Here is a 24553-nt window from a genome sequence, read left to right as displayed (position 1 = left end):
CGTCAGTATTTCGGAAGGCCAGGCGGATTGGTTTCCGACGCGGGAAGCGCCTCCTCAGCCAGGTGCCACTGGTCAAGAATCTTGGCGTATGTCCCGTCCTTGATCAGACCATTGGTGGCGACGGTGAGGGCACCCGCGAGTCCGCTGCCCTTGCGGGTGGTGATCGCGACGTCCGAGCGATCGGGCCAACCCGCGCTCAGCGTGCCGACTTGCTTGATGTTCTTGTCGCGCGCCGCGATGTAGACGAGCTGGGCATGCGGCTGGACGATGACGTCGGCGCGTCCCGACTGTAGGGCAAGCAGGCCTTCGGCCTCGTCGTCGTAATATTGCAGCTCGATAGGCTTCAATCCGGCCGCGACGTCCTCTTCGCTCCATTTGAGCAGAATCCGCTCCTGGTTCGTCCCGGCGCCAACGATGATCCTGAGCCCGGCGGCATCCTTCGGCTCCTTGATGGATACAACCTTGCTACCGGACGGGACGAAGAAGCCATGCAGACCCTGGCGATAGGTTGAGAAATCGAACTTCTCCTTGCGCTGCTCTGTGACCCCGACATTCGAGATGACCGCGTCGTATTTTCCAGAGGTCAGCCCGAGCGGCCAGTCGGCCCAGGCAACGGGAACAAGCTCGAGCGTCAGGCCCAGGCTTCCGGCAACAGCGGCCGCATAGTCAGGATCGGCGCCGACCACCGTCCTGGCATCCGTGGCATAGGTGGCGAGCGGCGGCCCACCGGGACTGACGGCAACGGTGAATTTGCCCGGGGTCACGAACTTGAAGCTCTTTGGAACGGCCAATACCGCCTGCTCGTTCCTGGCCGCGAGCACGCGGTTCGTTTGTTCGGGACTAAGGTCAAAATCATCTGCGGCGCTCGCAAGGCATCCCGTGGACGCCATGGCCATCGCTGCGATAAAAAGCATGCGCGCGGTCGAAAAAAGAGACACGATCAACCATCCTTGTTGAGGTCAAGCATTGAATTTCAGGCGGACCGGCGACCCCGTTTGCCGGTCCGCCCGACCCGCCTTACGAGCCGCTTTTCGGCAGTCCCAGCGGGTTGGTGCGGGACTGGTCGATCGCTTCCGATGTGAGGTTCCAGTGTTTCAACGCCTCGCCATATTTGCCGTTCTTGATCAGATCGTTGATAGCGATGGTCAGCGCGTCGGCGATGCCGGCGCCTTTCTTGGTGGTCACGGCGATCTCGGCGGTGACGGGCCAGCCACCACTGACGGTGCCGACGAGCTTGGTGCCACCCTTGACGCCGGCGCTATAGGCCAGCGTTGCGTTCGGATTGAACTCGACATCAGCACGACCGGACTGGATGGCGAGGTCAGCCGCCGCCCGATCGTCGTAGTACTGCACCTCGATCGGCTTCAGTCCGGCAGCGACATTTTCGCGGTCCCATTCGAGGATGATCTTTTCCTGATTGGTGCCGGCGCCGGTGATCACCTTGAGGCCGGCAACATCCTTGGGTTCCTTGATCGCGGTGATCTTGCTGTCGGCCTTGACGTAGAAGCCGAGCACGTCGCGACGATAGGTCGAGAAGTCGAACTTCTCCTTGCGCTCCTCCGTCACAGTAACGTTGGAGATGACGGCATCATACTTGCCTGAGGAAACGCCGAGCGGCCAATCCTCCCAGGCGACCGGAACGAGTTCAAGTTGAAGCCCCAAGGAATCCGCCAGCAATTGTGCGAGATCGGGATCCGTACCGACGACGGTCTTTGCATCGGTCGCATAGGTGGCGACCGGCGGATCCCACGGATTGATCGCGACGGTAAACTTGCCCGGATGAACGAACGTGAAGCCGGGCGAGATCGCCTTGATCGCCGCCTCGTCCTTATCCGCGTGAATGCGATAGGACGTGTCCGGGCTGAGGTTGAATTTCTCGGCGGCCTGCGCCGAAATCCCACCCATGGCTGCCAGCGCGAGAATGCCGGCTATGACGTGGCCAATACCGCTTCTAATCTTCATGCCCCTACTCCATTTCCTCTTTAGGTTGCTATTGGACCCAAATCTTCCGGACGCCCGTCGCGGCCGGGAGCTTTCACCTCGCCGGATAAGTTCAAAGAACCTTGGCGAGGAATTCTCGTGTGCGGGGATGCTCTGCTGCGTTGAATATGCGGGCCGGCGAACCGGCTTCGAGGATCTGGCCACCCTCCATGAAGACGACGGTGTCGGCGACTTCGCGGGCAAAGCCGATCTCATGCGTGACGATGACAAGGGTGGTGCCGGTACGCGCGAGCTCCTTGATGACGTCGAGGACCTCGCCGACGAGTTCCGGATCGAGTGCCGAGGTCGGCTCGTCGAACAGGAGCACCTTCGGACGCAGCGCCAGAGCCCGGGCGATGGCGACGCGCTGCTGCTGGCCGCCTGAAAGCTGGCGCGGATAGGCGTTGATCTTTTCGCTCAGCCCAACGCGGTCCAGAAGCTCCTGCGCAAGACGGACGGCGTCCTCGCGGCTCAACCCGCGTACCTGGATCGGCGCCTCGATCAGATTTTCAAGCACGGTCAGATGCGGGAAGAGATTGAAATTCTGGAAGACCATGCCGATGTCGGCGCGGCGCTTCAGAATGTCCTTCTCCTTGAGTTCGTAGAGCGTGTCCGCTTTCTGCTCGTAACCGACGAGATCGCCATCGACCGAAATGAAGCCGCTGTCGACGCGCTCGAGGTGATTGATGGCGCGCAGTAGCGTCGATTTGCCGGAGCCTGACGGCCCGAGGATCGCCGTGACGCTGCCGCCGGGCAGGTCGAGATCGATATCGTCAAGGACCTTCAGCGACCCGAAGCTCTTTGAAATGCCATGGATCCGAACAACGCCACCGGCACGAAACGCCGCCGCATCCTCAAAGCCGGTGGTCCCGACCCTATCGTCCGGCGCAATCCCAGCAATTGCGGAGGCGCTGAGGCGCCGGAAGAAAGCCTGGAACGGCAGCGGCCGCGGATTGCGCAACGCACCCTTGGCGAAATGGCGCTCGATATAATGCTGCACGATCGACAGCACCGTCATGATGACGAGATACCACACGGTCGCCACCATCAGCAGCGGGATAACTTCGAGATTTCGGCGGTAGATCACCTGGACCGTGTAGAAGAGTTCCGGCAGCGCCAGCACGTAAACCATCGATGTCGACTTGGCGAGGCCGATGATCTCGTTGAAACCGGTCGGCAGGATGGACCGCATGGCCTGCGGCAGCACGATGCGGAAAGCCTGGCGCCGGCGCGGCAGGCCAAGGGCGGCCGCTGCTTCAAACTGTCCCTGATCGACGGAGAGAATGCCGCCCCGGACGATTTCGGCGAAGAAGGCCGACTGGTTCAGTGTCAGGCCGAGGAAGGCGGCGGCAAAGGGCGTCAGCAGCTGCGTCGTCGGATAATTGAAGAAGACCGTATCGGTGAACGGAATGCCGATCGTGATCGTCTCGTAGAGATAGCCGAGATTGTTCAGAACCAGCAGAAGAACGATGACCGGGATCGAGCGCAGCAGCCAAATGTAGCCCCATGAAAGGCTAGACAGAAGCGGCGAGCCTGAGACGCGGGCAAGCGCAAGCGCCGTCCCGAGGATCGAGCCCGACACCGTCCCGAGCAATGTCAAAAGAAGCGTCCGCCCCAGGCCGGCCAGAACGGGCGCGGAGAAGAACCACTCAGCGAAGACGTCCCAGCCCCAGCGCGGATTGGTGAATGTCGAATAGAGGACCGCGGCAATCACTACGGCGGCGAAGATTGTCCCTGCGACCCGGCCCGGATGCCTGGCCGGGACGATCCTGTACTGAGAGTAATCCTGCCGCCTCCGATCGCCGGCAATGCCTCCGGACGCAATACCGGCATAGTCGCTTGTCAGTGCCATCGTGTTTCCCCGCTTTTTGATAGTCTTGGCTGGTCTTCAGTGGCTCGCGGCTGCGACCCGCAGCGGCGGGCGCGCATCGATGGTCGGAACGACCGGTGCGAGATGGCGGATATCCTTCTCGAACGGCAGCGTCTTGTAGACCTCGGGATCGACGCTGACGTCGAACAGCGCCGTATAGCCGTAGTTCAGATAGAGCCCCACGGCCTCCGGCTGGCGGAATCCTGTCGTCAGATAGATGCGGGAATAGCCCTGCCTTGCGGCCTGCGCCTCGAGCTCGACCAGGAGCTTGCGAGCCAGGCCCTGCCTGCGCAGATCGGCGCGCGTCCAGATGCGTTTGAACTCCGCAGTCTGCGCGTCATAGTGCTTGAAGGCGCCACCACCGATGGTCTCGCCATCGCGCAACAGCAGGAGAAAATTGCCGACAGGCGGTGCAAAGGCTTCGGCGGGATAGCGGTTGAGTTCGGCCGCAGCGCCCTCGGCATTGAAAAAAGTCCCGTAGCGGCTGTCATATTCTTGGATCAACTCGTCGATCAGTGGCTTGGCGCGCGGATCGTTGGGCGTAGTGTAGAGAAACGTATCGCTCATATCGTTCGTTACCCGTTGTCATCCATCAGGAAAGTTTCGGTGAGCCGCACCCAGTAGCGCGCGGCCGGCGCAATGATCGCGTCGTTGAAGTCGTATCTCGCGCTGTGAAGCGGCGCGCTCTCGCCATTGCCGACGAAGAGATAGCTGCCCGGCTTCTTCTGCAGCAGGAAGGCAAAGTCCTCGCTTGCTGTGCGCGGACGAAAATCCGGCACGATGCGATCCGGCTCGAAGGAAGACAGCGCGACCTTGCGGGCAAATGCCGTTTCCTTGCGATGGTTGATCAGGGCCGGAAAGCCGAGCCGGTAGTCGACCTCGGCAATTGCTCCGAAGCTTTCGGCCTGCGCGCGGGCAAGCGCCGGCACACGCTGCTGCAACTGATCGCGCACGGCCTGGCTGAAGGCGCGCATCGTCAGCTTCAATTCGATACTCTCCGGAATGACGTTGGAAGCCGATCCGCCATGGATGGAGCCGACGGTGACCACGGCCATATCCTGCGGGTCGACATTGCGCGAGACGATACTTTGCAGCGCCGTGATGAAGGAGGCGGAGGCCAACACAGGATCCACACCCCGATGCGGTTCGGCGCCATGACCGCCCTTGCCGACAATCCGGATCGCGGCCTGATCGACGGATGCCATGGCGGCATCGGCGACGAAGCCGAAATGGCCGGCGGGAACAGCGGGCCAGTTGTGGAGACCGAAGACGGCATCGACCGGAAAGCGTTCGAAAAGTCCTTCGGACAGCATCTTTCGCGCACCGGCGCCGATCTCCTCGGCCGGCTGGAAGATCAGCCGCAGCGTGCCGTCGAAATTGCCCCGTTCGGCAAGATAGCGTGCCGCCGCCAGAAGGATCGTCGTATGGCCATCGTGCCCACAGGCATGCATGACCCCGGGATTGCTGCTGGCATAGGCAAGGCCGGTTGCCTCCTCGATCGGAAGCGCATCCATGTCGGCACGGATGGCGAGAGCCTTCCTGCCGTTTCCGCGGGCCAGGGTGGCGACGATGCCGGTGCCGGCAATGTCCGTCGCCACCTCATAGCCCCAGGAGGAAAGTCGCGAGGCGACGAGCTTGCTGGTGCGTCGCTCCTGGAACGCAAGCTCGGGATATTGATGCAGGTCGCGCCGAAGCGCGATGAAGTCTTCGATATGCGCCGCGATACCCTCCTCGATCGGATCGGGCTTGCGCGGGACAGGAGCAAATGCGTTCATCGGAAATCCCGCAGCGCCTCAGGCGCTCGCGACCTTTCCATGTTCGATTTCCCCAAGGTCTCGAGCATAACGGCTCTCCCGGAACGGCAGGCCGAGATGATCGCGCAGGGTTTGGCCCCGCAGGACCGGATCAAAATAGCCGCGCGTCTCAAGGATCGGCAGGACGTGGCGCGAGAAATCGTCGAAGCCTTCGGCGATGACGGGGAATCCGAGAATGAAACCGTCCGCCGCTTCGCTGTCGATCCAGCGGATGATTTCAGTCGCGATGTGGTCTGCCGTCCCGATGAAGGCGGTGCGCGGCGTTGCGGCATCGAGAGCAACCTCGCGAAGGGTCAGTCCCTTTTCGCGCGCGGTCTTCTTGATACGATCCGTCGTGGCGCGGAAATTGTTGCGACCGATGTCGCCGATGTCAGGAAACGCCTCGTCGAGCGGATAGATGCTGAAATCGTGGTGATCGAAAAAGCGGCCGAGATAGAGCAGCGCTTCTTCAATCGTCACAAGATTGCGGATCGCCTGGTACTTCGTCTCGGCCTCCTCGGCCGTTGAGCCGACAATCGGTCCGATGCCCGGGTAGATGCCCACGTCGGCAGCGCGGCGGCCCTGCGCGACAGCGCTCTGTTTCAGCTGCTTGTAGAAGGCTCTCGCATCCTCGATCGGTCCGCCATTGGTGAAAACGGCATCGGCATGTTTGCCGGCAAGCCGCACGCCGGAGTCGGAGGCGCCCGCCTGGAAAACCACGGGCTGGCCTTGCTTTGAACGGCCGATGTTCAGCGGTCCCTCGATGCGGAAGAAGCGGCCCTTGTGATCGAGCCGGTGCATCTTGGCCTTGTCGGCATAAATGTCGGCCTCGCGATCGCGCACGAAGGCATCGTCGTCCCAGGAATCCCACAGCCCCTTGGCGGTGTCGATATATTCCTCGGCGATTTCATATCGCAGTTCGTGCTCGGGATGCTCGCGACCGTAATTGCGTCCGGATCCTTCGAGAGGAGACGTCACCGCATTCCAGCCGGCGCGGCCGCCGCTGATGAGATCAAGTGACGCAAACTGACGAGCAATGGTGAAAGGATCGCTATAGGACGTGGACACGGTGCCCACCAGTCCGATCTTCGAGGTCGAGGTCGCCAGCGCCGAAAGGATCGTCAGCGGCTCGAAGCGATTGAGGAAATGGGGGATGGACTGCTCATTGATGTAAAGTCCGTCGGCAACAAAGGCGAAGGCAATGCCGGAGTTCTCGGCCTTTCGGGCCGTCTTGACGAAAAAGTCGAGATTGGTACTGGCGTCGGCCGGACCGCTCGGGTGCTTCCAGGCATTCATGTGACCGCCAGGCCCCTGCAGCATGATGCCGAAGGTGATGTTTTTCTGGACCATGGAAATCTCCTTGTTTGATCAGGCGACGAGGGAAAGCCGTTCCTTGGCTAGCAACTCGATGGAAGCGAAGCGTTCGGCAGCCGTCAGAGCGGGCGTATCGAGCACGAACTCGTTGACGCCGTAGCGGCGGTGAAGCTCGTCGAGCTGCTGGCGAATCTGTGCGGCCGTGCCGTGTAGAACGTTCGGAACCTTTTCCTCGGTTCGGAACTCGGAGAAGCCGGCCTGGCGGGCAAATTCCGCCGCCTGCTCCTCGTTGCCGACATTGGCCGTGCGACCGTCAGGCAAGAATACCTTACAGATACGGAGATCACCGACGCGTGCGCGGGCATGCGCCTCGCTTTCGGCCGCGAAGGCGGCCAGTGCCAGCAGCGGGATCTTTCCGCCGCTATCGTGCTTGTAGGTTTCAAAGGTCAGGCGCATATTCTCTGCATCGCCGTTCAGATGGCCGGCAAAGACCAGTTGCCAGCCCTTTTCCGCAGCAAGCCGGGCACTCTCGACGCTGGCGCCGAGCAGAAATCGTTCGGGCGCCACCGGCGGGAACGGCGTGGCATGCGCGCCCTCTGCTCCAGGTTCGGCGGCGAGATAAGTGTTGAGTGCGGAAAGTTGCTCTGAAAAGCTCGGTTTTCGCGCGGGATCGACACCGATCTGCAGTGCCTCAGTCGACAGCGGAAAGCCTCCCGGCGCCTTTCCGACCCCGAGATCGACGCGGCCGGGAGCGAGAGCCGACAAGAGATTGAAGGTCTCCGCGACCTTGTAGGCGCTATAGTGCTGCAACATGACGCCGCCGGATCCCACTCGAATCCTCGACGTCTTTGCCAGCAGATAGGCGATCAATGCTTCCGGCGCTGAACTCGCCAGATTGGACATGTTGTGGTGCTCGGCGACCCAGAAGCGATGATAGCCAAGCTCCTCCGCAGCAGCTGCGAAACGGACGGAGGCGCGCAGCGCATCTGCTGCGGTCAGTCCCTGTTCGATCGGGCTTTTGTCCAGGAGGCTCAACAGGTAGGTCATCACGCTGCTCGCTGTTATATAGTAAATCTATAAAAACAGTAGACTAAATCGAATGTAAGGAATGTCATGCTCTTTCGGCTGCGTCGGGAGAAAAAAGCTTCCGCCTAAAGCGACGGTTGCAAATCCCGCCTGATCAAGACCTATGCAGCATGCTCAGGACCGTAAGCCGCCGCTGTTCTGGAGAACAATATCGGGTTCGCCTGTTGGTTCGTCACGCAGACGCCTGAGCTCCCTCGCCACCAGATCCTGAAGAATCCAGAGATTGCGATCACGAATGCCCTTTTCCTCAAGGTGCTTCACCGTCAGGTAAAGATACTCGGCACACGAGCCCATATGTCCGCAGGCCCCGGCCAGAATCCGTGCGACCTCCATCAAAGGCACGCGATAACGCACGCGGCTCCCTTTCGGGCCAGCCCAAAAGACCAATGCGCTGAGCGGTCCGGATTCGGTTTTAAGGGTGATCCAGCGGATCGACGACGCGTCTTCCAGCGCTCCGACTTCGCGACGGATCATACGTCTGATTTGTCCCGGGCGATCCTCTTCGGACAGCCTGAAGGCAACCCCCTTGCATCGCCCTCCCCTGGCAAGAGCCATCATCAATCCCGGCCGCGCCTCAGTTGCCCGCCAGCGTGTCATATGCAGGCAGAACGAGCGATGCCAGCCGTTTACGCTTGCCAGCCGCCAATCTACCGCCTCGAAATCCGGCTTCCAGATCAATGAGCCGTAGGCAAAAACCCACAATGGCGCGCCTGAGGACTGACGATGCAATTTATCAGCCAGCTCTTCGACCTCGTCGTCACTCAGCGGAACGCGTGTCGGATCAGGTCCCGGATCCTCCTCCAGGCGGAGGCTAAGCGAGACCAGTTCGTCGGTGAGCGACATGACGTCATTTCGTCTCAAAGACGCGCCATGCTTCTCGGGAAGCTTGGCACGAAGTCGGCTTGCCGCGATGAATTGCATTCAGACCTTATCCACATCGGAGAGACAGGAACGATTCACGACAGGGCGGAGCGCCGTCCATACAGGACGATGTTCAATCCACCACAGCATCGTCTCAATACCAGACGCTGAAAGCAGCTTTCCAGAAGGAAAGCTCATACTCACGATCGTATATGTCATGACGAAAGCCCGAAGAAATCGACTTGAGGTCAACAATCAGGGATGGCGAAGATGCGGCGCGCATCTGCGCATACAGCTGGTGTAGAAACGAAAGACGCGATTTCATCAATCACTCCACTCCGTTGGTGCAACCCGGTTCCGGACGCTTCAAATTCCAGGGAAACGAGTTGCTTTGGCTTTGATCTTGGAACCAATCCCTACTCGGCCGCCGCCAATGCGGGATTGACGCCTGGAAAGAAAGCGGCGATCTCGCCCACCACATCCTCGATCCGCTTTAAGACCGGTTCGGAGGACACGGCATAGTCGGTAAAATCACGATCGGCGGCGTAGACTGCGGTCGGCAGCGTATGCGCCATGAAGAAGCCGAAAAGTGGTCGAAGCTGATGCTCGACCATCAACGCATGACGATCGCCGCCGCCTGTTGCCGTGATAATGATCGGCTTGGCGCGCAATTCCTGAGGTTCGATCAGATCGATCAGATGCTTGAACAAGCCGGGATAGGATCCCTTGTAGGTCGGCGAGCCAATGACGAGAACGTCAGCAGCCACAATATCGGCGACAACACGCTCCGCCTGCTGATCCAAGTCCCTGCGCCACAGGGCGTTGCCCAGGGATGGCCCGACGTCAAGCAAATCATAGGCGCTCGTCGCAAAGCCATATCGAGCATTCGCCAGGGCGGCGACGTGCCGGACGAGCGAAAGCGTTTTCGATGGACGATTGAAACTGCCGGCAATGCCGACCAGACGGGGAGCTGTCATCGGAAATCCTCTCAACTTCCCGAAAAGTATTGTCTATAAAAATACTAGATTAAAGAAACGAGCATTCATATCTTCTCGAACACGAAGAAAATCGTGCCCGTCTTTGCACCACGCCTTAGCGACTTACGACATGGCGCAGTCTGGCCATGCCGGCTGTCGACCGCTGGCGAGCTCCAGCAACACTGAGAAGCTCTTTGTCGCGCCGCGCCGCTCCTACTCGTCGTCTGCCGCTCAACCAGCTTTCGGGAGAACGCCGTCCTTAACGAGGAGCAGCCGGCAGGAAGAAAATTTTTGCCGAAAACACAAAAAAGCTAGTCGAAACTTGGCTGCCCAAAAGATAGGCGTTCGTCTAGTTTTCCGCCATATCCAATCGGAGACATCAACGTCGCAAAGCGTTGAAGCCCGTCCTGTTGGCGCCTTGCCATTCCGCCCATTTCGCACAAAAGGAGTTTTCAATGTCTCTCACCATAGCACGCTCACGCTTGCTCGGCGCCGTCTTCGGCGCTGCCATCGCGGTCACGACCCTGCAAGCACGTGCGGAAACGCCGCCGAACGTGCTTGTGGTTGCCCAGTCGATCGACGACGCCGTCAGCTTCGATCCGGCGGAGGGTTTCGAGCTCACAACCGTTCAGTCGTTCAACAATATCTATCAGCGCCTCGTGCAATCCGATCGCGCCGATGGCACGAAGATCGAGCCGGCGCTTGCTTCCTCCTGGCAGGCAGGCGCCGACGGCAAGAGTTTGGTTTTCGAACTTGCCGATGCCAAGTTCAGCTCCGGCAATGCGGTGCGGCCCGAGGACGTGATCTTTTCGCTGGCGCGGGCCGTGAAGCTCAACAAGGCGCCTGCCTTCATTCTGAACGAACTCGGCTGGAAGGCCGATAACGTCGATGGCGCGGTGACGAAGGTCGACGAGAAGCACGTCAAGCTTTCCTGGACGGCCGATGTCGGCGCCGGTTTTGCGCTTTCGCTGCTGACGGCGCCCATCGCGTCGATTGTCGACGAGAAGACCATTGAGGGTGAGGCAAAGGACGGCGATTTCGGCAACAATTGGCTGAAGACCAATTCCGCCGGCAGTGGCGCCTATGCGATTGCGAGCTATACGCCGCATGACGCGCTCGTCCTGCAGGCGAATGCCAATTCGTCCGACAAAGCAAAGCTCGAGAACATTATCGTCAAGAATGTGCCCGACGTCAGCGCGCGCCAGCTGCTCGTCGAACAAGGCGACGCGGACATCGCCCGCGGCCTCTCTGCTGACCAGATCACGTCGCTCCAAGGCAAGAATGGCGTCAAGGTTCTTTCCATACCGTCGGCGCGCACCGACTACATTCTCCTGAATTCCAAGGCGAACCCGACGCTCGGTAATCCGGCTTTCTGGGAAGCCGCGCGCTATCTTGTGGACTATGACGGAATTTCCAAGAACCTGTTGCGCGGCCAAAGCAGCGTGCACCAGTCGTTCCTTCCGATCGGATTTCCTGGCGCTCTCACCGATACGCCATTCAAGCTTGACGTCGACAAGGCCAAGAAGATCCTGGCCGATGCGGGCATCAAGACACCCCTGAAGATCGAGTTCATCGTTTTTAACGATCAGCCTTTCCTGGCGATCGCCCAATCTCTGCAGTCGACGTTCGCACAGGCCGGCATCACCCTCGACATCCAGCCGGGTGTCGCAAGCGACATCTATGCCCGCGGCCGATCGGGCAAATACGAGATGACTCTGCGCTATTGGATCCCCGACTATTTTGATCCGCACTCGAATGCCAGCGCCTTTGCGCTGAACAAGGACAACTCCGCCAACACCGTCGCCAAGCAGGCCGGCTGGGTTATCCCCGAGTTGAGCGATGAGACGCTTTCAGCCGTCAAGGAGCAGGATCCGGCCAAGCGGGTTGCGCTCTATCAGGATCTACAAAAGAAGATCCAGGTAAGTTCGCCCTACATCTTTACGCTTCAGGGCAACGATCAGGTCGTGCTAAGCGACAAAATCAAGAACTATGCCCAGGGCCTGAATGCAGACCAGGTCTATTACGACAAGGTGGAAAAATAGGTGCCGCAGACGGCGAAAACGCCCGGCAACGAAATGACCCGCTCCCGCCAGACGAAAACCTGGTGGGAGTTGTCTTTCGTGTCGGCACTCTTCAAGTTCGCTTGGTCCTTCGTGCTGACCATGTTGGGGCTAGCACTCGTGACGTTCGCGATGACGCGGCTGTCGCCGATCGATCCGGCGCAGCAGCTAGTGGGAGACCACGCCAGCCAATCGAGCTATGAACAGGCGCGGGCCGAACTCGGCCTCGACAGACCGCTGCCTTTGCAGTTTCTGCGGTACGTCGGCACGGCGCTTTCAGGAGAACTCGGGCAGTCGACCTCCACCGGCCAGCCGGTCGCAAAGGATATCGCGCTGACGTTTCCGGCCACCGTCGAGCTTGCGACGACAGCCATTATCTTCGGCGCCTTGATCGGCCTGGCGCTCGGGATCGTTGCCGCCATGCGTCAGGGCACGTGGGTGGACATGATTGCCCGCTTCATATCTCTGTTCGGCTATTCGGTTCCGATTTTCTGGCTCGGCCTTTTATTGCTTCTCTTCTTTTATGCACGTCTACATTGGGTGCCTGGTCCAGGCAGGGCGGGGGTCGTCTTCCAATACACCGTGAAGCCCGTCACCGGCTTTGCGCTGATCGACACCTGGATTTCCGGCAAGCCCGGCGCGTTCAAGGATGCCGTCGCTCACCTCATCCTTCCGGCGACCGTGCTTGCCATATATTCCCTCGCCGCGATCTCGCGTCTGACGCGTGCCGCCGTGGTGACCGAGCTTGGCCATGAGTACGTGACGACCGCGCGAGCCAAGGGCGCCAGCCTTGCGCGGATCGTCTTCGTGCATATCTTGCCCAATGTCTCCGGCACGCTGCTGACGGTCGTCGCCCTCTCCTATGCGAGCCTCCTCGAGGGTGCCGTATTGACGGAAACGGTCTTCGCCTGGCCGGGAATTGGCCGTTATCTCACGACTGCCATGTTTGCCGGCGATATGCCGGCGATCCTTGGCGCGACGCTCGTCGTCGGCACATCTTTCGTGCTGCTCAACGCGTTGACCGATCTTGGCGTGACGCGCCTCCAAGGCAGCATGAAGCGATGACAATGACCCTGGAAGCGCCGCTCTGCGGCAAGACATTCTTAAGGCGCGTGCTGCGTTCGCCTGCGGGCCTCGCCGGCGGCGCTGTCGTCATCGCCATTCTGGTGCTGGCGCTTCTCGCGCCCATGATCTCACCCTACGATCCGAACCTGCAGGAGACAGCCAACCGGCTGATGCCGCCAGGTGTATCTCATGTCCTTGGGACCGACGGCTTTGGCCGCGACATCCTTTCCAGGCTAATCTACGGCGCGCGACCGACGTTGCTGCTTGTTCTCATCGTCGTGCTGCTGATGGCGCCCCTCGGCATCTTGATCGGTATTCTGGCGGGCTTTTTTGGTGGGCTGACGGAACGTGCCCTGATGCGCGTGACGGATATCGTCATGTCGTTTCCGCGCCTGCTCCTGGCTTTTGCCTTCGTCGCCATCATGGGTCCCGGCTTGATCAACGGCGCGCTCGCGCTGGCGCTGACGAGCTGGCCGGCCTATGCCCGTCAGGCGCGGGTCGAAACGGCCGCGCTGCGGCACAGCGATTACCTCGCCGCCGCCGAGATGGTTGGCATAAGGGGAATGCGCCTGCTTTGGGGCCACGTTCTGCCGCTGGTTCTGCCGTCGGCCGTCATTCGGCTGGCACTCGATCTCTCCGGGATCATTTTGGCGGCCGCAGGGCTGGGTTTTCTGGGGCTTGGCGTTCGCCCGCCGACGGCCGAATGGGGCTCCATGGTCTCGGAAGGCACGCAAGTGATCTTCGATCAGTGGTGGGTTGCCGCCGCGCCGGGTTTTGCCATCTTGGTCGCCTCCTTTGCCTTCAACCTTCTCGCGGACGGCCTGCGCGATATTTTGGATCCGCGCCATGATTGAACCGATTCTCTCGGTAGACGACTTGTCGGTCTCCTTTCCGTCCGAGACGGGTATCGTCAGGGTCGTGAAGGAGATTTCATTTTCCGTCGGACGTGAAATCTTGGCGCTCGTCGGCGAATCCGGTTCAGGAAAGTCGCTGACGGGCCGTGCGATCATGGGCCTCCTGCCCCGGCAGGCGATGGTTGAGGCAAAGCGGCTGAGCTTCGGGGAGCGAGATCTAAGAGGGCTTTCGCCCGCAAGCTGGAGCAGGATCCGGGGGCAAGACATCGCGCTTGTTTTGCAAGACCCGAAATATTCGCTGAACCCCGCCCATAGGGTCGGTCGCCAGGTTGAAGAGACACTTCTGCTGCATGGCAAGCTTTCATCGGCGGAGCGGCGCCGGCAGGCGCTTGATATGCTTTCGCGTGTCGGCCTCGCCGACCCCGAACGTGTCTATGCCAGCTATCCCGCCGCCCTTTCCGGCGGCATGGGCCAACGCGTCATGATCGCTGCCATGCTGATCAATCGGCCGAGATTGCTGATAGCTGACGAACCGACGTCTGCCCTCGACCGCGGAATGCAGGATCAGATCCTGACATTGCTGCGCTCCCTGACAGTGGAGCTTGGCATGGGGCTTTTGCTGATCAGTCACGACCTCCAGCAGGTCTCACGCTACGCCGACCGTGTCATGGTCATGCGCGGTGGACGCATCGAGGAACAGATGGAGGTGGCCGACCTCGCTCAGGCAAGCTCGCCTTACACGCGTGCGCTCTGGGCGGCGCGACCATCCGCGGCAACCTACGGCAGCCTCCTGCCCACCTATGGAGAAGAGGTTTGAGTGCTGTCGCCGTCCGTGATCTCTCGGTGGAATTCGCAACCCGCGGGCGGGCACTTACGGCCGTGCACAACGCGAGCTTCAAGATCGAACGGGGCGAAACCTTCGGGCTTATCGGTCCGTCGGGCTGCGGCAAGACAACCGTGCTTCGGACGCTCGCCGGCCTCAATCACAATTGGCAGGGCGCGATCTCGGTTTTGGGCGACGCACTTCAGCCGGGTCAGCGCTTGACGGGCACATTGCGGAGCGACATCCAGATGGTCTTCCAAGACCCATACTCGTCTTTGCATCCCCGCCATCGCATCCTGCGTATTCTTGGCGAACCGCTTTCGATCCGCGGCGTTGCCAATGTCCAGGATGAGGTCCGTGGCGTGCTTTCCAAAGTCGGGCTTTCCGCAGACGTGGCCGGGCGCTATCCGCATCAGTTGTCCGGCGGTCAACGTCAGCGCATCGCCATTGCCCGCGCCTTGCTGCTGAAGCCGAAACTGCTGTTGCTTGACGAGCCGACCTCGGCGCTCGACGTCTCGGTCCAAGCCGGCATCTTGAATCTGCTGAGCGAACTGAAGGTCTTGTATGGCATGACCTTCGTCCTTGTCAGTCACGATCCCGGCGTGCTGGCGCATATGTGCGACCGGGCAGTGGTCATGCGTGCCGGTCGCACGGAAGAAGAACTCGATCGCGCGGCGCTGGCCGACGAGCGATGGCTTGGTTGACGAGCGGCTGCAAGCTCAACTCTCCGGCCAGACTATCGCCGCGGCCGTTCTTGCAAGCCGGATGTGCAGGGCAATGATCCACACGACGGATGACGCGGGTCGTCGTGTTGCCTGGTCAGGAAGCGGCGGACAATGTCGAGATAGCCGTCATAGACAAGGCCGAAGGCGATTTTGCTCTTCGCATGACGGGCGGCGGTCCGAGGGCGTACGAAGAGCCGACGGCTAAGTCGAAAATCTGGCGGCGATTTCGCCGGCAACCTCGGCGGCCTGCCGCCGTATGTCGGGAACGGCAGTGATTTCCCAAAACCGGCTGGCGGTCAGCGCACCAACCGCATAGATGCGATCGTCGACCGTACCATTAGCCTTTATAATCCGCGATCGATGGTCGACGACGATCCCAAGCCCCAGCGGATCCTGCTGGACAAGGCCCAGCCGGCGCATTTCCTCCAAGAGGGGTGAATGGCCGATCCCCGCACGCTCCATCCCGGTGGAATTCACGATCCAGTCGACATGCAAAGCCCTGGTATTTTGGGAACCGCGAAGGACCCTATCGTGCGCCCCCACTCCTTTCAGCCAGGCCAATCGCCAGGGATTTTCGACGATCCGGCTCTTGGCGATCGGAGACAGCGCCGCGACAGATAGTGGAAGACGCGCGTTTCCGACACCGAGACAAAGGACTACGTTTTTGGCGGCAAGCATATCCGTGTTGTTCAGATGGAACACGACGGCGCCTGGATACATCTCGACGCAGGCCATGGCCTTGGCCTTGATGAAGTCCACCTTCGCGCGATGACTGCGATCTCTCAGAAGGTCGGCCAGCCGGTCGCGCAGGTAAAGGCCATAGTCGTTACGCGACGCGAAATCGTCGCCGGGGAGGTCTCTACCCTTTTGTTTCAGCCAATCCAGGAAGTCGTCCGGCCGATCCGCGAAAACACTCATGCGGGCGGCTGGGACATTCAGGCGGTGGACGTAAAATTCGGTTCGGTATGCGGCACCGCGACCGAAACCGGGATCGTCTCCGACGACGGCGACGCGGCCCGACGGCGGCAGCTTGAGAAGTGCATTGATGGTGACTGCAATCGCCGAAAATCCGGCACCGACCACGGCAAGATCGTAGGACACTATTCACCCCGTCTGCACCAACATGATCATCGGCAGTATCAGTATAGTGCAGTCGCCAGATTCAACCAGTGTACCGGACCAAGCGGCCATGGGATATTGCAGGGAAGGCGCATCTCCGACCAAGACGCGGAGGTATGCCTGAGGTTATCGAGCCCATGAAGACAATTGTTTAATCACCCAGTTCCGCCGTCGTCTGAGATTTGTCGGTAAGATCGGCAAAACGCAAATCAAACTCGTCTTCGGCTTTCAGCGTCTTTCCCTTGAACTGCCCGGCTTTCTGCAACAGGTCGATTGTGTCCTGTTGGGTCGGGATCAACTCGTTCTTCCAATTCGGAATGCGCGTCGATGTTCCGTCACTGTCGGCGACAGCCTGGGCGTCAGCCTTTACAAGGCGTTGGTCCTTGACGAGGTATTGGTCGATCCATGTCGCCTGATTGAAATTTCGCCACAGGTGAGCGCGATACCAGTGAATAACGAGATCGCGGATGGCGGCGGCTTGCGCTGGGTCCTTGAGTGCCGTCTTGCTCGCATAGAGATATTTGAGGTTTGTGCTGCCGCCCGGCACATCGGGTATCTCCTTGGCGCTGGTGCCCGCCACCGACTTGAGATAGCGATAGCGATCCGGCTGCTTGAGCACGGCGGCGTCGATCTGGTTCGATCGCAACGCATCGGCAAATTCCGCCAGTCCGAGATTGATCGGCTTGATATCGTCTATCGTCAGTCCGGAACCGCGCAGATCGCGATATACGGTGGCCTGCTGAGAGGTTCCGGCGTTGATACCGACCTTCTTGCCCTTGAGATCTTTCAGATCGTTTATTCCCGATCCCGGCGCGGTCGCAAAGATCGTTGCCGGACCGGCGGTAATCACCGCGCCGACAATCACGACGTCCGCGTCGGAGAACTGCGCGAGAATTGGCGGAACATCGCCGACGGCGCCCACTTGCGCAGCCCCTGCCCTGATCGCCTCCAGCCGGAGAGGACCGCTCGTGAAATTCGCGAAAGAGACGTCTTCGGCGAGTCTATCTTTTTCTCCGGATAGCTTCAGCAGGCTCGCGGCATTGTTTGCGTCATCCGCGACAACAAGCTTGACGCCGGCAGGCACATGCGTCGGAAGCGTCGGGCTGTCGGCCCTTGCAAACGGGACGACGGTTGCCGAAAGCAGCAAAGCCAGGCTCAAGCGAATTATGGATTTATGACCGATTGCCATGCGGCGCCTCTCCTTCAATAGGCGGGTACATTTTTTGGAACGCCAAGCCGTTCCAGGATGTCGTCTCGTGCGGCCTCGAAGCGGACCGGTGAGTCCGCCGCGCCAGAAATTTTCTCGTCGTAGAAGATTTTACCCTCCGCGATGATCACCACGCGATCGGCAAGGCGCAGAGCCTCCTCGACATCGTGGGTGACAAAAAGGACGGCCGGACGAAGGCGCTGACAGAGCCTTACGAGCAGACGCTGCATGCGAATCCGGGTGAGCGCGTCCAACGCGCTGAACGGTTCATCCGCCAGTAAAAGGTCTGGGCTACGAACAAGCGATCGCGCGAGCGCAACCCGCTGCTGCTCGCCCCCGGACAAAGTCTTGGGCCAGACGTTTTCCTTTCCAGGCAGCTCGACCTCTGTGAGGGCAGCCCGTGCACGGTCATGAATGTCCGCGTCATAGATCCCGAGGCTGACATTGTCGATCACGCTTGCCCAGGGCAGCAGGCGCGAATCCTGGAACAGAACGGAGTGACGCTCCGGGATCTCGATCTGACCCGTGCCTGCGGCATCCACATCGAGCCCCGCGACCGCCCGCAGGAGCGTGCTCTTGCCGGAGCCGCTGCGTCCGAGCAGCGCAACGAATTCACCTTTCTCGATTTCCAGGTCGATCCCGCTGATAACAGCATGTCCGGCAAAGCTACGCGTAAGATTGCTGATCCGCACCAGAGGCGCGCGTCGATGGACGTTTAGATTGATTGCCGCCATGCCAGCACTCTCCTTTCTATCAGTCGCACGATCGCGTCGGATGCAAAGCCGAAGGCGCCATAGATGACGAGGCCGACCAGAACCACATCCGTCTGCCCATAGGTTCGTGCCTGGGTGATCATATAGCCGATGCCGCTCGTCGCATTGACGGTCTCGACGACCACGAGCGCGGTCCAGGCATTCGTGACCGCCAGTCTTAGTCCGGTGAAGAAGCCAGGCAGAGAGGCTGGAAGAACGATGTGCCTGAGGAATCGAATGCGGGACAGACCGACAGTCTGCCCGAGCTCGACATAGCGCCGATCGATGCCCTTAAGCGCAGCATGCGTATTGATGTAGATCGGGATCGAGACGCCCAGCGCAATGATCGTGACCTTCATCGCCTCGCCGATGCCGAGCCAGATAATGAAAAGCGGAATAAGTGCGAGATTGGGTATGGAGCGCTTGATCTGGACATTGCCATCGATCATGGCGTCTCCCAAGCGGGTCAGCCCCGCGATAACGGCCAGGCAAAAGCCAGCCGTCACGCCCGCGATCAATGCGATCGACACGCGCTGGAGCGACATGGTCACGTCGGAGGCAAGTGTGCCGCTGTCGACCATGTCAAGGAAGGAAGATACGACGACGCCCGGGCCTGGCATCTTTGCGGGCGAAATCCATCCAGCGCTCGACGCCAGATACCACATCAGCAGCACCAGAGCCGGCCCGAGCAGCGTTTGGCCGGGGATCGGCTTCTTGGGAAGAAGCGACAGCCCGGCAGGCGTCGTCTTACCAGGCATTCGCTGCAGAAAGTCCGATGGCGTTGAGAATGACAGCAAGCTCATCTCGTAACTCCGACGTTCCGCTGGTTCACTCGGCAGCCGCCGTATAACGCGTGTCTCGATTGACCGCGGGTCTATCGAGACCGAGATGGTCCCGCAGTGTCACTCCCTCATATTCGGTGCGGAAAAGTCCCCTGCCTTGCAGAATTGGCACAACTTCGTCGACGAATGTTACCAGGGAGGTTGGCAGTGCCGGCGGGATAAGATTGAAGCCGTCGGCCGCTCCGTTCCCGAACCACTCGATGATCGTTCCGGCGATCTGCTCGGGCGTTCCGGTCGCAATCCTGTGGCCACGACCCGCGCTTAGGCGACGCAGAAGTTGGCGAAGGGTCAGGTCTTCGGTCGATGTCAGGCGATAGACGAGGTCATGCCTGCTCTTCTGATTGCCCTCCGTCTCCTGGCGTGCCGGAATTTTCACGGGCTGATCGAGTTCATGGCCGGAGAAATCGATCCCGGTAATCCTCGACAGCTGTGCCAGCCCATAGGTCGGAAGCGTCAGGTTCTCGAAGGTCTCACGCAGCGCCCAGGCTTCCTCCTCGGTTCCGCCGATAAAGAAGGAGAGGCCGGGCAGAATCAGAACGCGATCGGGGTCGCGTCCATATTTCCGCACGCGAGCTTTGACGTCCGCGTAGAAAGCTTGCGCGTCCTCGATGATCGGCTGTGCGGTAAAAATCGCCTCGGCATATCGTGCGGCGAGGTCCTTTCCGGGCTCCGAGGAGCCTGCCTGAAAGATGACGGGACGTCCCTGCGGCGATCGCGGGATTTCGAGCGGACCGGCCACATCGAAGTATTTGCCGTGGTGATCGATGCGATGGATGCGATCGGGATCGACGAACACGCCTTCCTGCTTGTCACCCTTGATGGCATCGTCGTCCCAGCTGTCCCAAAGACCGATGGCAATATCGAGGAACTCTGCGGCGCGCTCGTATCGGGTGTTGGGATCCGGGTGGTGGTCGAAGCCGAAATTGGCAGCGGCCTCCGCATTGGCCGTCGTCACGACATTCCACGCCGCCCTGCCCTTGCTGACGTGATCCAGCGTCGCGAAACGCCGCGCAATGCCATAGGGGTCGTTGTAGGTGGTCGATGCGGTCGCCACCAACCCGATGTGGGTTGTCACGCCCGACAGCGCCGAAATCAACGTGAAGGGATCCAGCGAATCCCACGGCCGATCCTGAGAGCGATCTTTCAAAACCGGGTGATCGGCGAAGAAGATCGCATCGAGCCTTCCGCGCTCGGCGACGCGCGCCAGGTTTCGATAGTGTTCGATATCCGTGACGGATGCGACCCGCGTTTCGGGAAGTCTCCAGGCGGCCTCGTGCTGACCCACGTTGCGGAGAAACGCGTTAAGGTGAATTCTTCTACTATCGGCCATCTGGAACTCCTCGCTCGTTCCGACCAATGTCGATAGATTTAGATGATTATTAAAGCGCTAAAATTCTCAATTTCAGCACAGCAGCGGAAAAGCGTTCCCAGCCAGGACAGTCCGTCGACGCATAAGGACCGAGGGAAAGCGTGCTTTAACCTATGCCTCAAGCTCGGCGAGAGCTGAAACATCCGATTCCGTTTGTAAATTCAGACAAAAATCGAGCAATGACTGTCCGTACTGAGGCGAAGCCGCCCCGTAAGCGACATTCCCGTGGAATTTGGCGATCAGCTCATCGCGGGTCAGCGGCTCTCGAACGCCGCCGCGGAAATGTGGCTGACGCAATTCCACAACCGAACCATCGTTGAGGCTTACCCGGATGTGGCCGGTATAGTTCCTCGGATAGCCGGGATCTTCCAGCCAAACCCTGTCACCGGCCTTGAGGAGCGCATGGGAAATCATGCCAATCGTCTGGCGATAACCCGAGGTGACGAAGACCTGCCTCGGCGAACAATCGATGCCGCGCGACACCCTGAGATATCCGGCGATCTGCGCTCTGAGTTCAGGCAGACCTTCGATATCGGGATGCATCATGTCCGATGGCTGCATGGCGCGCACACGGCGCGCGCCGAGCCGCGCCCAGATCTTGCGGGGGAAGGCATCGAGCGCCGGCAAATCCATCTGGAATGGCAGGATGGTGTCAGGCCGATAGCTGGTGACGAGAGGATCGCTCCCGACCGGGCGAATGGGCATCGGCTCGGCGGTCCCCGGCGTGAGATCGGGCGAGATGATGCTGCCGGCCTGCCCCCGCGCCTGAATATAACCTTCGGCCGCCAGCAGCGAATAGGCCGTTTCGATCGTGCCCCTCGCGAGGCCAAGTTCCTTCGCCAATGCTCTAGCCGATTGTATGCGGTCGCTCGGCTTAAGCACCCCCTCGGCTATGGCGCTGCGAAACCGGTCGTAGATCTGCCGGTAATAGGGTGTCTCCGTTGCCGGGTCCGGACGGGGGATATGGCTGGTCTTCTTCGCCGTCATGGCCTTCCCCGATATCGGATTTTTGCTGAAAATATCTGGTGCATGATGGAGCGCCACGCCGAGCTGCGCAAGGCCACCCATGGCAATCATGGCTCACCTTCAAACTCCATTCATGGATCTGTGGCCTGCGCCATTGCAGCGATAGAACCATCGAGATTACAGATCGGGAATGGACAGATGAAAAACATCCTGCATGTCAGTGCCAGCCCTCGCGGCAAGGCGGCCGAGAGCTACCGGCTCTCGCTGGAAATCATCGCCGCACTTCGGCAGCGCAGCCCGGCCATCGAGGTGATCGACAGGCCCATCGGCAACGACAGCCTGCCGCATATCGATGAAGACTATGCGATCTCGCAGGCTTCGGCAGGCGATGTCTCGGACGCCGGCTCGATGGCCCGTTCGGAAGAGCTGGTCCGCGAGCTTGAAAGCGCCGATTGCGTCGTCATCAGCACGCCGATGCACAATCTCTCGCTGCCCTCGGCGCTGAAGGCTTGGATCGATCATGTCGTGCGGGCGCGGCGAACATTCTCGATCGGCCCCGCCGGCAAGGTCGGCCTGCTGGAAGATCGCCCGGTCTTCATCGCGATAGCCTCCGGCGGGCGCTTTTCCGGTGAGCAAGCCCGCCAGCCGGATTTCCTCACGCCTTACCTGAAAACCATCCTCGCCATGATCGGCCTTAGGGACGTGACCTTCTTCACCGTTCAGGGAACAGGCGCCGGCGGCGAGGCCCTGGAGCGAACGCGGCAAGCGACGGCGCGCGAGCTTGCGGCGCATTTTGCCGAAGCCAGAGATGTGCTGGCACAATGAGTATCCGTACCATCAAGACCATCGCCGTGTTCTGCGGATCGAATCTCGGCGCGACGGAAGATTTCGCCAATGGTGCAAGGGCGCTCGGCAAGGCGCTTGGCCGCGAAGGCATCGGTCTCGTCTATGGCGGCACGACAAGGGGCCTGATGGGCGTCGTGGCCGATGCCGTGCTCGAAGCTGGCGGCACAGCCCACGGCGTCATCACCAAGAGCCTGCATCAGCGCGGCCATTCGCACCCGCGCCTGACGACGGGCGAGATCACTCCAACATTGCGCATCCGCAAGCAGCGCATGGTGGATCTGGCAGATGCCTTCATCGCTTTGCCCGGCGGCATCGGCACGATCGAGGAACTGATGGAGGTCTGGACCATGAACCAGCTCTCGGAGATCGTCAAACCGCTCGGACTGCTCAACACGGCAGGTTTCTACGACACGTTCCTGCAGTTCATCGAACACATGGTCGAGACGCAGTTCCTGCCACCGGCCCATCGCCATTCGATCGCGGTCAGTGCTGATGCTGCCCCGCTGATCGAGACACTCCGCAATTTCGAGGGAGTGACCGTCTCAAAATGGATCTAGCCATCGGCTCTTCATCCGGTCACAGACAGAACAAGAGGAGCTTGCAATAAGCACCATCGTGCCGCTGTAGAGATCAGCCCGGTTCTTTTACTGCCGTCGCGGCACGGTCGATAAGATCGTCGCCAGAGTGCATGGCGGAGAGCTTTCCGTGAAATCGGACGAGACTGAGACGCGGTTCACATTGACGATGCCCCTATAGTCGACCGACGCAGGTCTTACGGCGCCCTATCCCACAAATTCCGCTTTCTGCCGCCCGAAGTCCTGTGCGTCCTGCTAGGCGATCGGTTTTTCGAAGGCGCCCTTCGGTGCCCTGGCTGATCGTCGCCGCCGACGGCCGAGAGTGAGGAAAGGCAACAATGCCTGCTGCCCAGATCCGGCTTCAACAGGCCAATCAATTGCTGTATGTTGCTGAATGGTCTCTGGCTCTGTTGACCTGCGATTGCTGGTCTGGGGGGAAGGCCGTCATGACAAGATTTCTGGTTTCCGAGACTGCAGAAAGCTATCAGGTTGGGGCCAATCTCAAGCTCATCGAAGCCCTCGCCTGCGTCAGCATATTTCTCACCGCTCTGTTGCTTTCAACTGGTTCCAATTTCGCAGCGGATTCGACTGTCATCGCTCCTGGCGCGCATTTGGAAAAGTTGGCGGAGGGTTATGCACACACCGAAGGGCCAGCGGCAGATAGTCAAGGCAACGTGTATTTCACCGATTATGGCAATAACCTGATCGTCAAATGGCATGCGGCAGACGGGAAACTCTCCGACTGGCTCAAGCCATCAGGAAGCGCGATTGGGATTTCCTTCGATCACGTTGGCAACCTCATCGCAGCCGCTTCCGAAAAAGGCGAATTATGGTCTATTGCACCTGACAAGACGGTGACGGTGTTACTCGCGGCCTTCGACGGCAAAGTGTTTAACGGCCCGGATGACGTATGGATTCGTCCAGACGGCGGCATCTATTTTACCGATCCCGATTTTCACTCGACTCACGATCAAAAGACGCGCGTGGAAGGGCAAAACGTCTACTTTATGACGCCCGACCGCAAGACGGTCAGGCGTGTGACGATGGACATTTTTAAGCCTAGCGGCATCACTGGCACAGGCGACGGAAAGGTCCTCTACGTCGCTGATTACGGCGCGGCCCAGACTTATGCTTACGACATCAATCCGAACGGCGACCTCACGAACAAACGTCTGTTCTGCAATCTCGGTTCAGAGGGCATGACCATCGACAATGAGGGGAACGTCTATCTCGCCCAGAGTGGAGGGACTGTATTTGGAGTGACTGTATTTGATAAGGCTGGCAAGAAAATTGAATATATCGAGTTGCCGGAAATGCCGACAAATCTCGCTTTTGGCGGCAAAGATAAAGACATGCTCTTCATCACTGCCGCGGGTAGCGTTTACGGCCTCAAGATGCGAGTGAACGGCTTGCATTGAGCACTGCCTCTGATTATCGTTCGCGGTCCGATCGATCTTCCACTGAAGCTC

General features: G+C 60.0%; 24 protein-coding genes. 8 read left to right on the top strand and 16 right to left on the bottom strand.

What is annotated here, in order from left to right; genetic code table 11:
- Nucleotides 1-2: 2 nt before the first annotated feature.
- The 10 genes from DTW90_RS26080 to msuE all read right to left on the bottom strand — a co-directional run bounded on the left by DTW90_RS26080 (nt 3) and on the right by msuE (nt 9881).
- Nucleotides 3-914 carry an ABC transporter substrate-binding protein gene (locus DTW90_RS26080; RefSeq protein WP_149342164.1) on the bottom strand — a complete coding sequence of 304 codons (912 nt, stop codon included), beginning with the start codon at nt 912-914 and terminating at the stop codon, nt 3-5.
- 103 nt (nt 915-1017) lie between these two features.
- Nucleotides 1018-1962, bottom strand: a complete 945-nt coding sequence (locus tag DTW90_RS26075) for an ABC transporter substrate-binding protein (RefSeq protein WP_149342089.1) — start codon at nt 1960-1962, stop codon at nt 1018-1020.
- 91 nt (nt 1963-2053) lie between these two features.
- Complete coding sequence (locus DTW90_RS38070) at nt 2054-3832, bottom strand: amino acid ABC transporter permease/ATP-binding protein (RefSeq protein ID WP_149342087.1); 1779 nt, start codon at nt 3830-3832, stop codon at nt 2054-2056.
- Between the two features lie 36 nt (nt 3833-3868).
- Nucleotides 3869-4417: a GNAT family N-acetyltransferase gene (locus tag DTW90_RS26065; protein WP_149342086.1), complete on the bottom strand. Its 549-nt coding sequence runs from the start codon at nt 4415-4417 to the stop codon at nt 3869-3871.
- Nucleotides 4418-4425: 8 nt separating this feature from the next.
- Entirely contained in the window at nt 4426-5625 is a 1200-nt protein-coding gene (locus DTW90_RS26060; protein ID WP_149342085.1) for a M20 aminoacylase family protein, read from the bottom strand.
- An 18-nt stretch (nt 5626-5643) separates the two neighbouring features.
- Nucleotides 5644-6993, bottom strand: coding sequence for an LLM class flavin-dependent oxidoreductase (locus DTW90_RS26055; RefSeq protein ID WP_149342084.1), 1350 nt, complete (start codon nt 6991-6993; stop codon nt 5644-5646).
- An 18-nt stretch (nt 6994-7011) separates the two neighbouring features.
- A complete protein-coding gene (locus tag DTW90_RS26050; RefSeq protein WP_149342082.1) occupies nt 7012-8004 on the bottom strand; it encodes an MsnO8 family LLM class oxidoreductase in 993 nt (330 codons plus the stop codon).
- A gap of 153 nt (nt 8005-8157) precedes the next feature.
- On the bottom strand, nt 8158-8886 hold the full coding sequence (locus DTW90_RS26045; protein WP_149342162.1) for a gamma-glutamylcyclotransferase: 729 nt from the start codon (nt 8884-8886) through the stop codon (nt 8158-8160).
- 172 nt (nt 8887-9058) lie between these two features.
- Nucleotides 9059-9229, bottom strand: coding sequence for a hypothetical protein (locus DTW90_RS37235; protein ID WP_188080049.1), 171 nt, complete (start codon nt 9227-9229; stop codon nt 9059-9061).
- Between the two features lie 91 nt (nt 9230-9320).
- Nucleotides 9321-9881 (bottom strand): FMN reductase, encoded by a 561-nt coding sequence (gene msuE, locus DTW90_RS26040; RefSeq protein WP_149342081.1) that lies wholly within the window; start codon nt 9879-9881, stop codon nt 9321-9323.
- Nucleotides 9882-10336: 455 nt separating this feature from the next.
- On the opposite strand from msuE, the gene DTW90_RS26035 reads away from it, so the two are divergent.
- The 5 genes from DTW90_RS26035 to DTW90_RS26015 are packed head-to-tail and all read left to right on the top strand — an operon-like array spanning nt 10337 to nt 15387.
- Complete coding sequence (locus DTW90_RS26035; protein ID WP_149342080.1) at nt 10337-11923, top strand: ABC transporter substrate-binding protein; 1587 nt, start codon at nt 10337-10339, stop codon at nt 11921-11923.
- 33 nt (nt 11924-11956) lie between these two features.
- A complete protein-coding gene (locus DTW90_RS26030) occupies nt 11957-13006 on the top strand; it encodes an ABC transporter permease (RefSeq protein ID WP_149342160.1) in 1050 nt (349 codons plus the stop codon).
- Nucleotides 13003-13860: an ABC transporter permease gene (locus DTW90_RS26025; protein WP_149342078.1), complete on the top strand. Its 858-nt coding sequence runs from the start codon at nt 13003-13005 to the stop codon at nt 13858-13860. The genes DTW90_RS26030 and DTW90_RS26025 overlap by 4 nt, the downstream gene beginning before the upstream one ends.
- A complete protein-coding gene (locus DTW90_RS26020; protein ID WP_149342076.1) occupies nt 13853-14677 on the top strand; it encodes an ABC transporter ATP-binding protein in 825 nt (274 codons plus the stop codon). The genes DTW90_RS26025 and DTW90_RS26020 overlap by 8 nt, the downstream gene beginning before the upstream one ends.
- Entirely contained in the window at nt 14674-15387 is a 714-nt protein-coding gene (locus DTW90_RS26015) for an ABC transporter ATP-binding protein (protein ID WP_149342074.1), read from the top strand. The genes DTW90_RS26020 and DTW90_RS26015 overlap by 4 nt, the downstream gene beginning before the upstream one ends.
- Nucleotides 15388-15609: 222 nt before the next feature.
- On the opposite strand, the gene DTW90_RS26010 is transcribed toward DTW90_RS26015, so the two are convergent.
- The 6 genes from DTW90_RS26010 to DTW90_RS25985 all read right to left on the bottom strand — a co-directional run bounded on the left by DTW90_RS26010 (nt 15610) and on the right by DTW90_RS25985 (nt 21774).
- On the bottom strand, nt 15610-16509 hold the full coding sequence (locus DTW90_RS26010) for an FAD/NAD(P)-binding protein (protein WP_149342072.1): 900 nt from the start codon (nt 16507-16509) through the stop codon (nt 15610-15612).
- Nucleotides 16510-16678: 169 nt separating this feature from the next.
- Nucleotides 16679-17716: an ABC transporter substrate-binding protein gene (locus DTW90_RS26005; RefSeq protein WP_149342070.1), complete on the bottom strand. Its 1038-nt coding sequence runs from the start codon at nt 17714-17716 to the stop codon at nt 16679-16681.
- Nucleotides 17717-17730: 14 nt separating this feature from the next.
- The gene (locus tag DTW90_RS26000; protein WP_149342068.1) at nt 17731-18468 is read right to left on the bottom strand and encodes an ABC transporter ATP-binding protein; all 738 of its coding nucleotides are present in this window, start codon (nt 18466-18468) and stop codon (nt 17731-17733) included.
- Nucleotides 18450-19289, bottom strand: coding sequence for an ABC transporter permease (locus tag DTW90_RS25995; RefSeq protein WP_149342066.1), 840 nt, complete (start codon nt 19287-19289; stop codon nt 18450-18452). Before DTW90_RS25995 ends, DTW90_RS26000 begins: the two co-directional genes overlap by 19 nt.
- Before the next feature lie 25 nt (nt 19290-19314).
- Nucleotides 19315-20658, bottom strand: coding sequence for an LLM class flavin-dependent oxidoreductase (locus DTW90_RS25990; RefSeq protein WP_149342064.1), 1344 nt, complete (start codon nt 20656-20658; stop codon nt 19315-19317).
- 150 nt (nt 20659-20808) lie between these two features.
- Complete coding sequence (locus tag DTW90_RS25985; protein WP_246665050.1) at nt 20809-21774, bottom strand: aminotransferase class I/II-fold pyridoxal phosphate-dependent enzyme; 966 nt, start codon at nt 21772-21774, stop codon at nt 20809-20811.
- A gap of 87 nt (nt 21775-21861) precedes the next feature.
- Between DTW90_RS25985 and DTW90_RS25980 the strand changes: the two genes are divergently transcribed.
- The 3 genes from DTW90_RS25980 to DTW90_RS25970 all read left to right on the top strand — a co-directional run bounded on the left by DTW90_RS25980 (nt 21862) and on the right by DTW90_RS25970 (nt 24502).
- Nucleotides 21862-22488, top strand: coding sequence for an NAD(P)H-dependent oxidoreductase (locus tag DTW90_RS25980; protein WP_149342063.1), 627 nt, complete (start codon nt 21862-21864; stop codon nt 22486-22488).
- On the top strand, nt 22485-23066 hold the full coding sequence (locus DTW90_RS25975; RefSeq protein WP_149342061.1) for a TIGR00730 family Rossman fold protein: 582 nt from the start codon (nt 22485-22487) through the stop codon (nt 23064-23066). The genes DTW90_RS25980 and DTW90_RS25975 overlap by 4 nt, the downstream gene beginning before the upstream one ends.
- A 356-nt stretch (nt 23067-23422) precedes the next feature.
- Entirely contained in the window at nt 23423-24502 is a 1080-nt protein-coding gene (locus DTW90_RS25970; protein WP_210251435.1) for an SMP-30/gluconolactonase/LRE family protein, read from the top strand.
- The last annotated feature ends 51 nt before the right edge of the window (nt 24503-24553 follow it).

The organism is Neorhizobium sp. P12A (genome assembly GCF_008365395.1).
GTDB lineage: Bacteria > Pseudomonadota > Alphaproteobacteria > Rhizobiales > Rhizobiaceae > Rhizobium.
Note: the sequence above shows the minus strand (reverse complement) of the source record. Positions and strands in the feature narration are given on the sequence as shown.

What these genes read in the sequence shown, in the direction of transcription:
- DTW90_RS26080 (WP_149342164.1), bottom strand. Translation starts at nt 914, where the DNA reads ATGCTTTTTATCGCAGCGATGGCCATGGCGTCCACGGGATGCCTTGCG.
- DTW90_RS26075 (WP_149342089.1), bottom strand. Translation starts at nt 1,962, where the DNA reads ATGAAGATTAGAAGCGGTATTGGCCACGTCATAGCCGGCATTCTCGCG.
- DTW90_RS38070 (WP_149342087.1), bottom strand. Translation starts at nt 3,832, where the DNA reads ATGGCACTGACAAGCGACTATGCCGGTATTGCGTCCGGAGGCATTGCC.
- DTW90_RS26065 (WP_149342086.1), bottom strand. Translation starts at nt 4,417, where the DNA reads ATGAGCGATACGTTTCTCTACACTACGCCCAACGATCCGCGCGCCAAG.
- DTW90_RS26060 (WP_149342085.1), bottom strand. Translation starts at nt 5,625, where the DNA reads ATGAACGCATTTGCTCCTGTCCCGCGCAAGCCCGATCCGATCGAGGAG.
- DTW90_RS26055 (WP_149342084.1), bottom strand. Translation starts at nt 6,993, where the DNA reads ATGGTCCAGAAAAACATCACCTTCGGCATCATGCTGCAGGGGCCTGGC.
- DTW90_RS26050 (WP_149342082.1), bottom strand. Translation starts at nt 8,004, where the DNA reads ATGACCTACCTGTTGAGCCTCCTGGACAAAAGCCCGATCGAACAGGGA.
- DTW90_RS26045 (WP_149342162.1), bottom strand. Translation starts at nt 8,886, where the DNA reads ATGTCGCTCACCGACGAACTGGTCTCGCTTAGCCTCCGCCTGGAGGAG.
- DTW90_RS37235 (WP_188080049.1), bottom strand. Translation starts at nt 9,229, where the DNA reads ATGAAATCGCGTCTTTCGTTTCTACACCAGCTGTATGCGCAGATGCGC.
- msuE (WP_149342081.1), bottom strand. Translation starts at nt 9,881, where the DNA reads ATGACAGCTCCCCGTCTGGTCGGCATTGCCGGCAGTTTCAATCGTCCA.
- DTW90_RS26035 (WP_149342080.1), top strand. Translation starts at nt 10,337, where the DNA reads ATGTCTCTCACCATAGCACGCTCACGCTTGCTCGGCGCCGTCTTCGGC.
- DTW90_RS26030 (WP_149342160.1), top strand. Translation starts at nt 11,957, where the DNA reads ATGACCCGCTCCCGCCAGACGAAAACCTGGTGGGAGTTGTCTTTCGTG.
- DTW90_RS26025 (WP_149342078.1), top strand. Translation starts at nt 13,003, where the DNA reads ATGACAATGACCCTGGAAGCGCCGCTCTGCGGCAAGACATTCTTAAGG.
- DTW90_RS26020 (WP_149342076.1), top strand. Translation starts at nt 13,853, where the DNA reads ATGATTGAACCGATTCTCTCGGTAGACGACTTGTCGGTCTCCTTTCCG.
- DTW90_RS26005 (WP_149342070.1), bottom strand. Translation starts at nt 17,716, where the DNA reads ATGGCAATCGGTCATAAATCCATAATTCGCTTGAGCCTGGCTTTGCTG.
- DTW90_RS26000 (WP_149342068.1), bottom strand. Translation starts at nt 18,468, where the DNA reads ATGGCGGCAATCAATCTAAACGTCCATCGACGCGCGCCTCTGGTGCGG.
- DTW90_RS25995 (WP_149342066.1), bottom strand. Translation starts at nt 19,289, where the DNA reads ATGAGCTTGCTGTCATTCTCAACGCCATCGGACTTTCTGCAGCGAATG.
- DTW90_RS25990 (WP_149342064.1), bottom strand. Translation starts at nt 20,658, where the DNA reads ATGGCCGATAGTAGAAGAATTCACCTTAACGCGTTTCTCCGCAACGTG.
- DTW90_RS25985 (WP_246665050.1), bottom strand. Translation starts at nt 21,774, where the DNA reads ATGATTGCCATGGGTGGCCTTGCGCAGCTCGGCGTGGCGCTCCATCAT.
- DTW90_RS25980 (WP_149342063.1), top strand. Translation starts at nt 21,862, where the DNA reads ATGAAAAACATCCTGCATGTCAGTGCCAGCCCTCGCGGCAAGGCGGCC.
- DTW90_RS25975 (WP_149342061.1), top strand. Translation starts at nt 22,485, where the DNA reads ATGAGTATCCGTACCATCAAGACCATCGCCGTGTTCTGCGGATCGAAT.
- DTW90_RS25970 (WP_210251435.1), top strand. Translation starts at nt 23,423, where the DNA reads ATGCCTGCTGCCCAGATCCGGCTTCAACAGGCCAATCAATTGCTGTAT.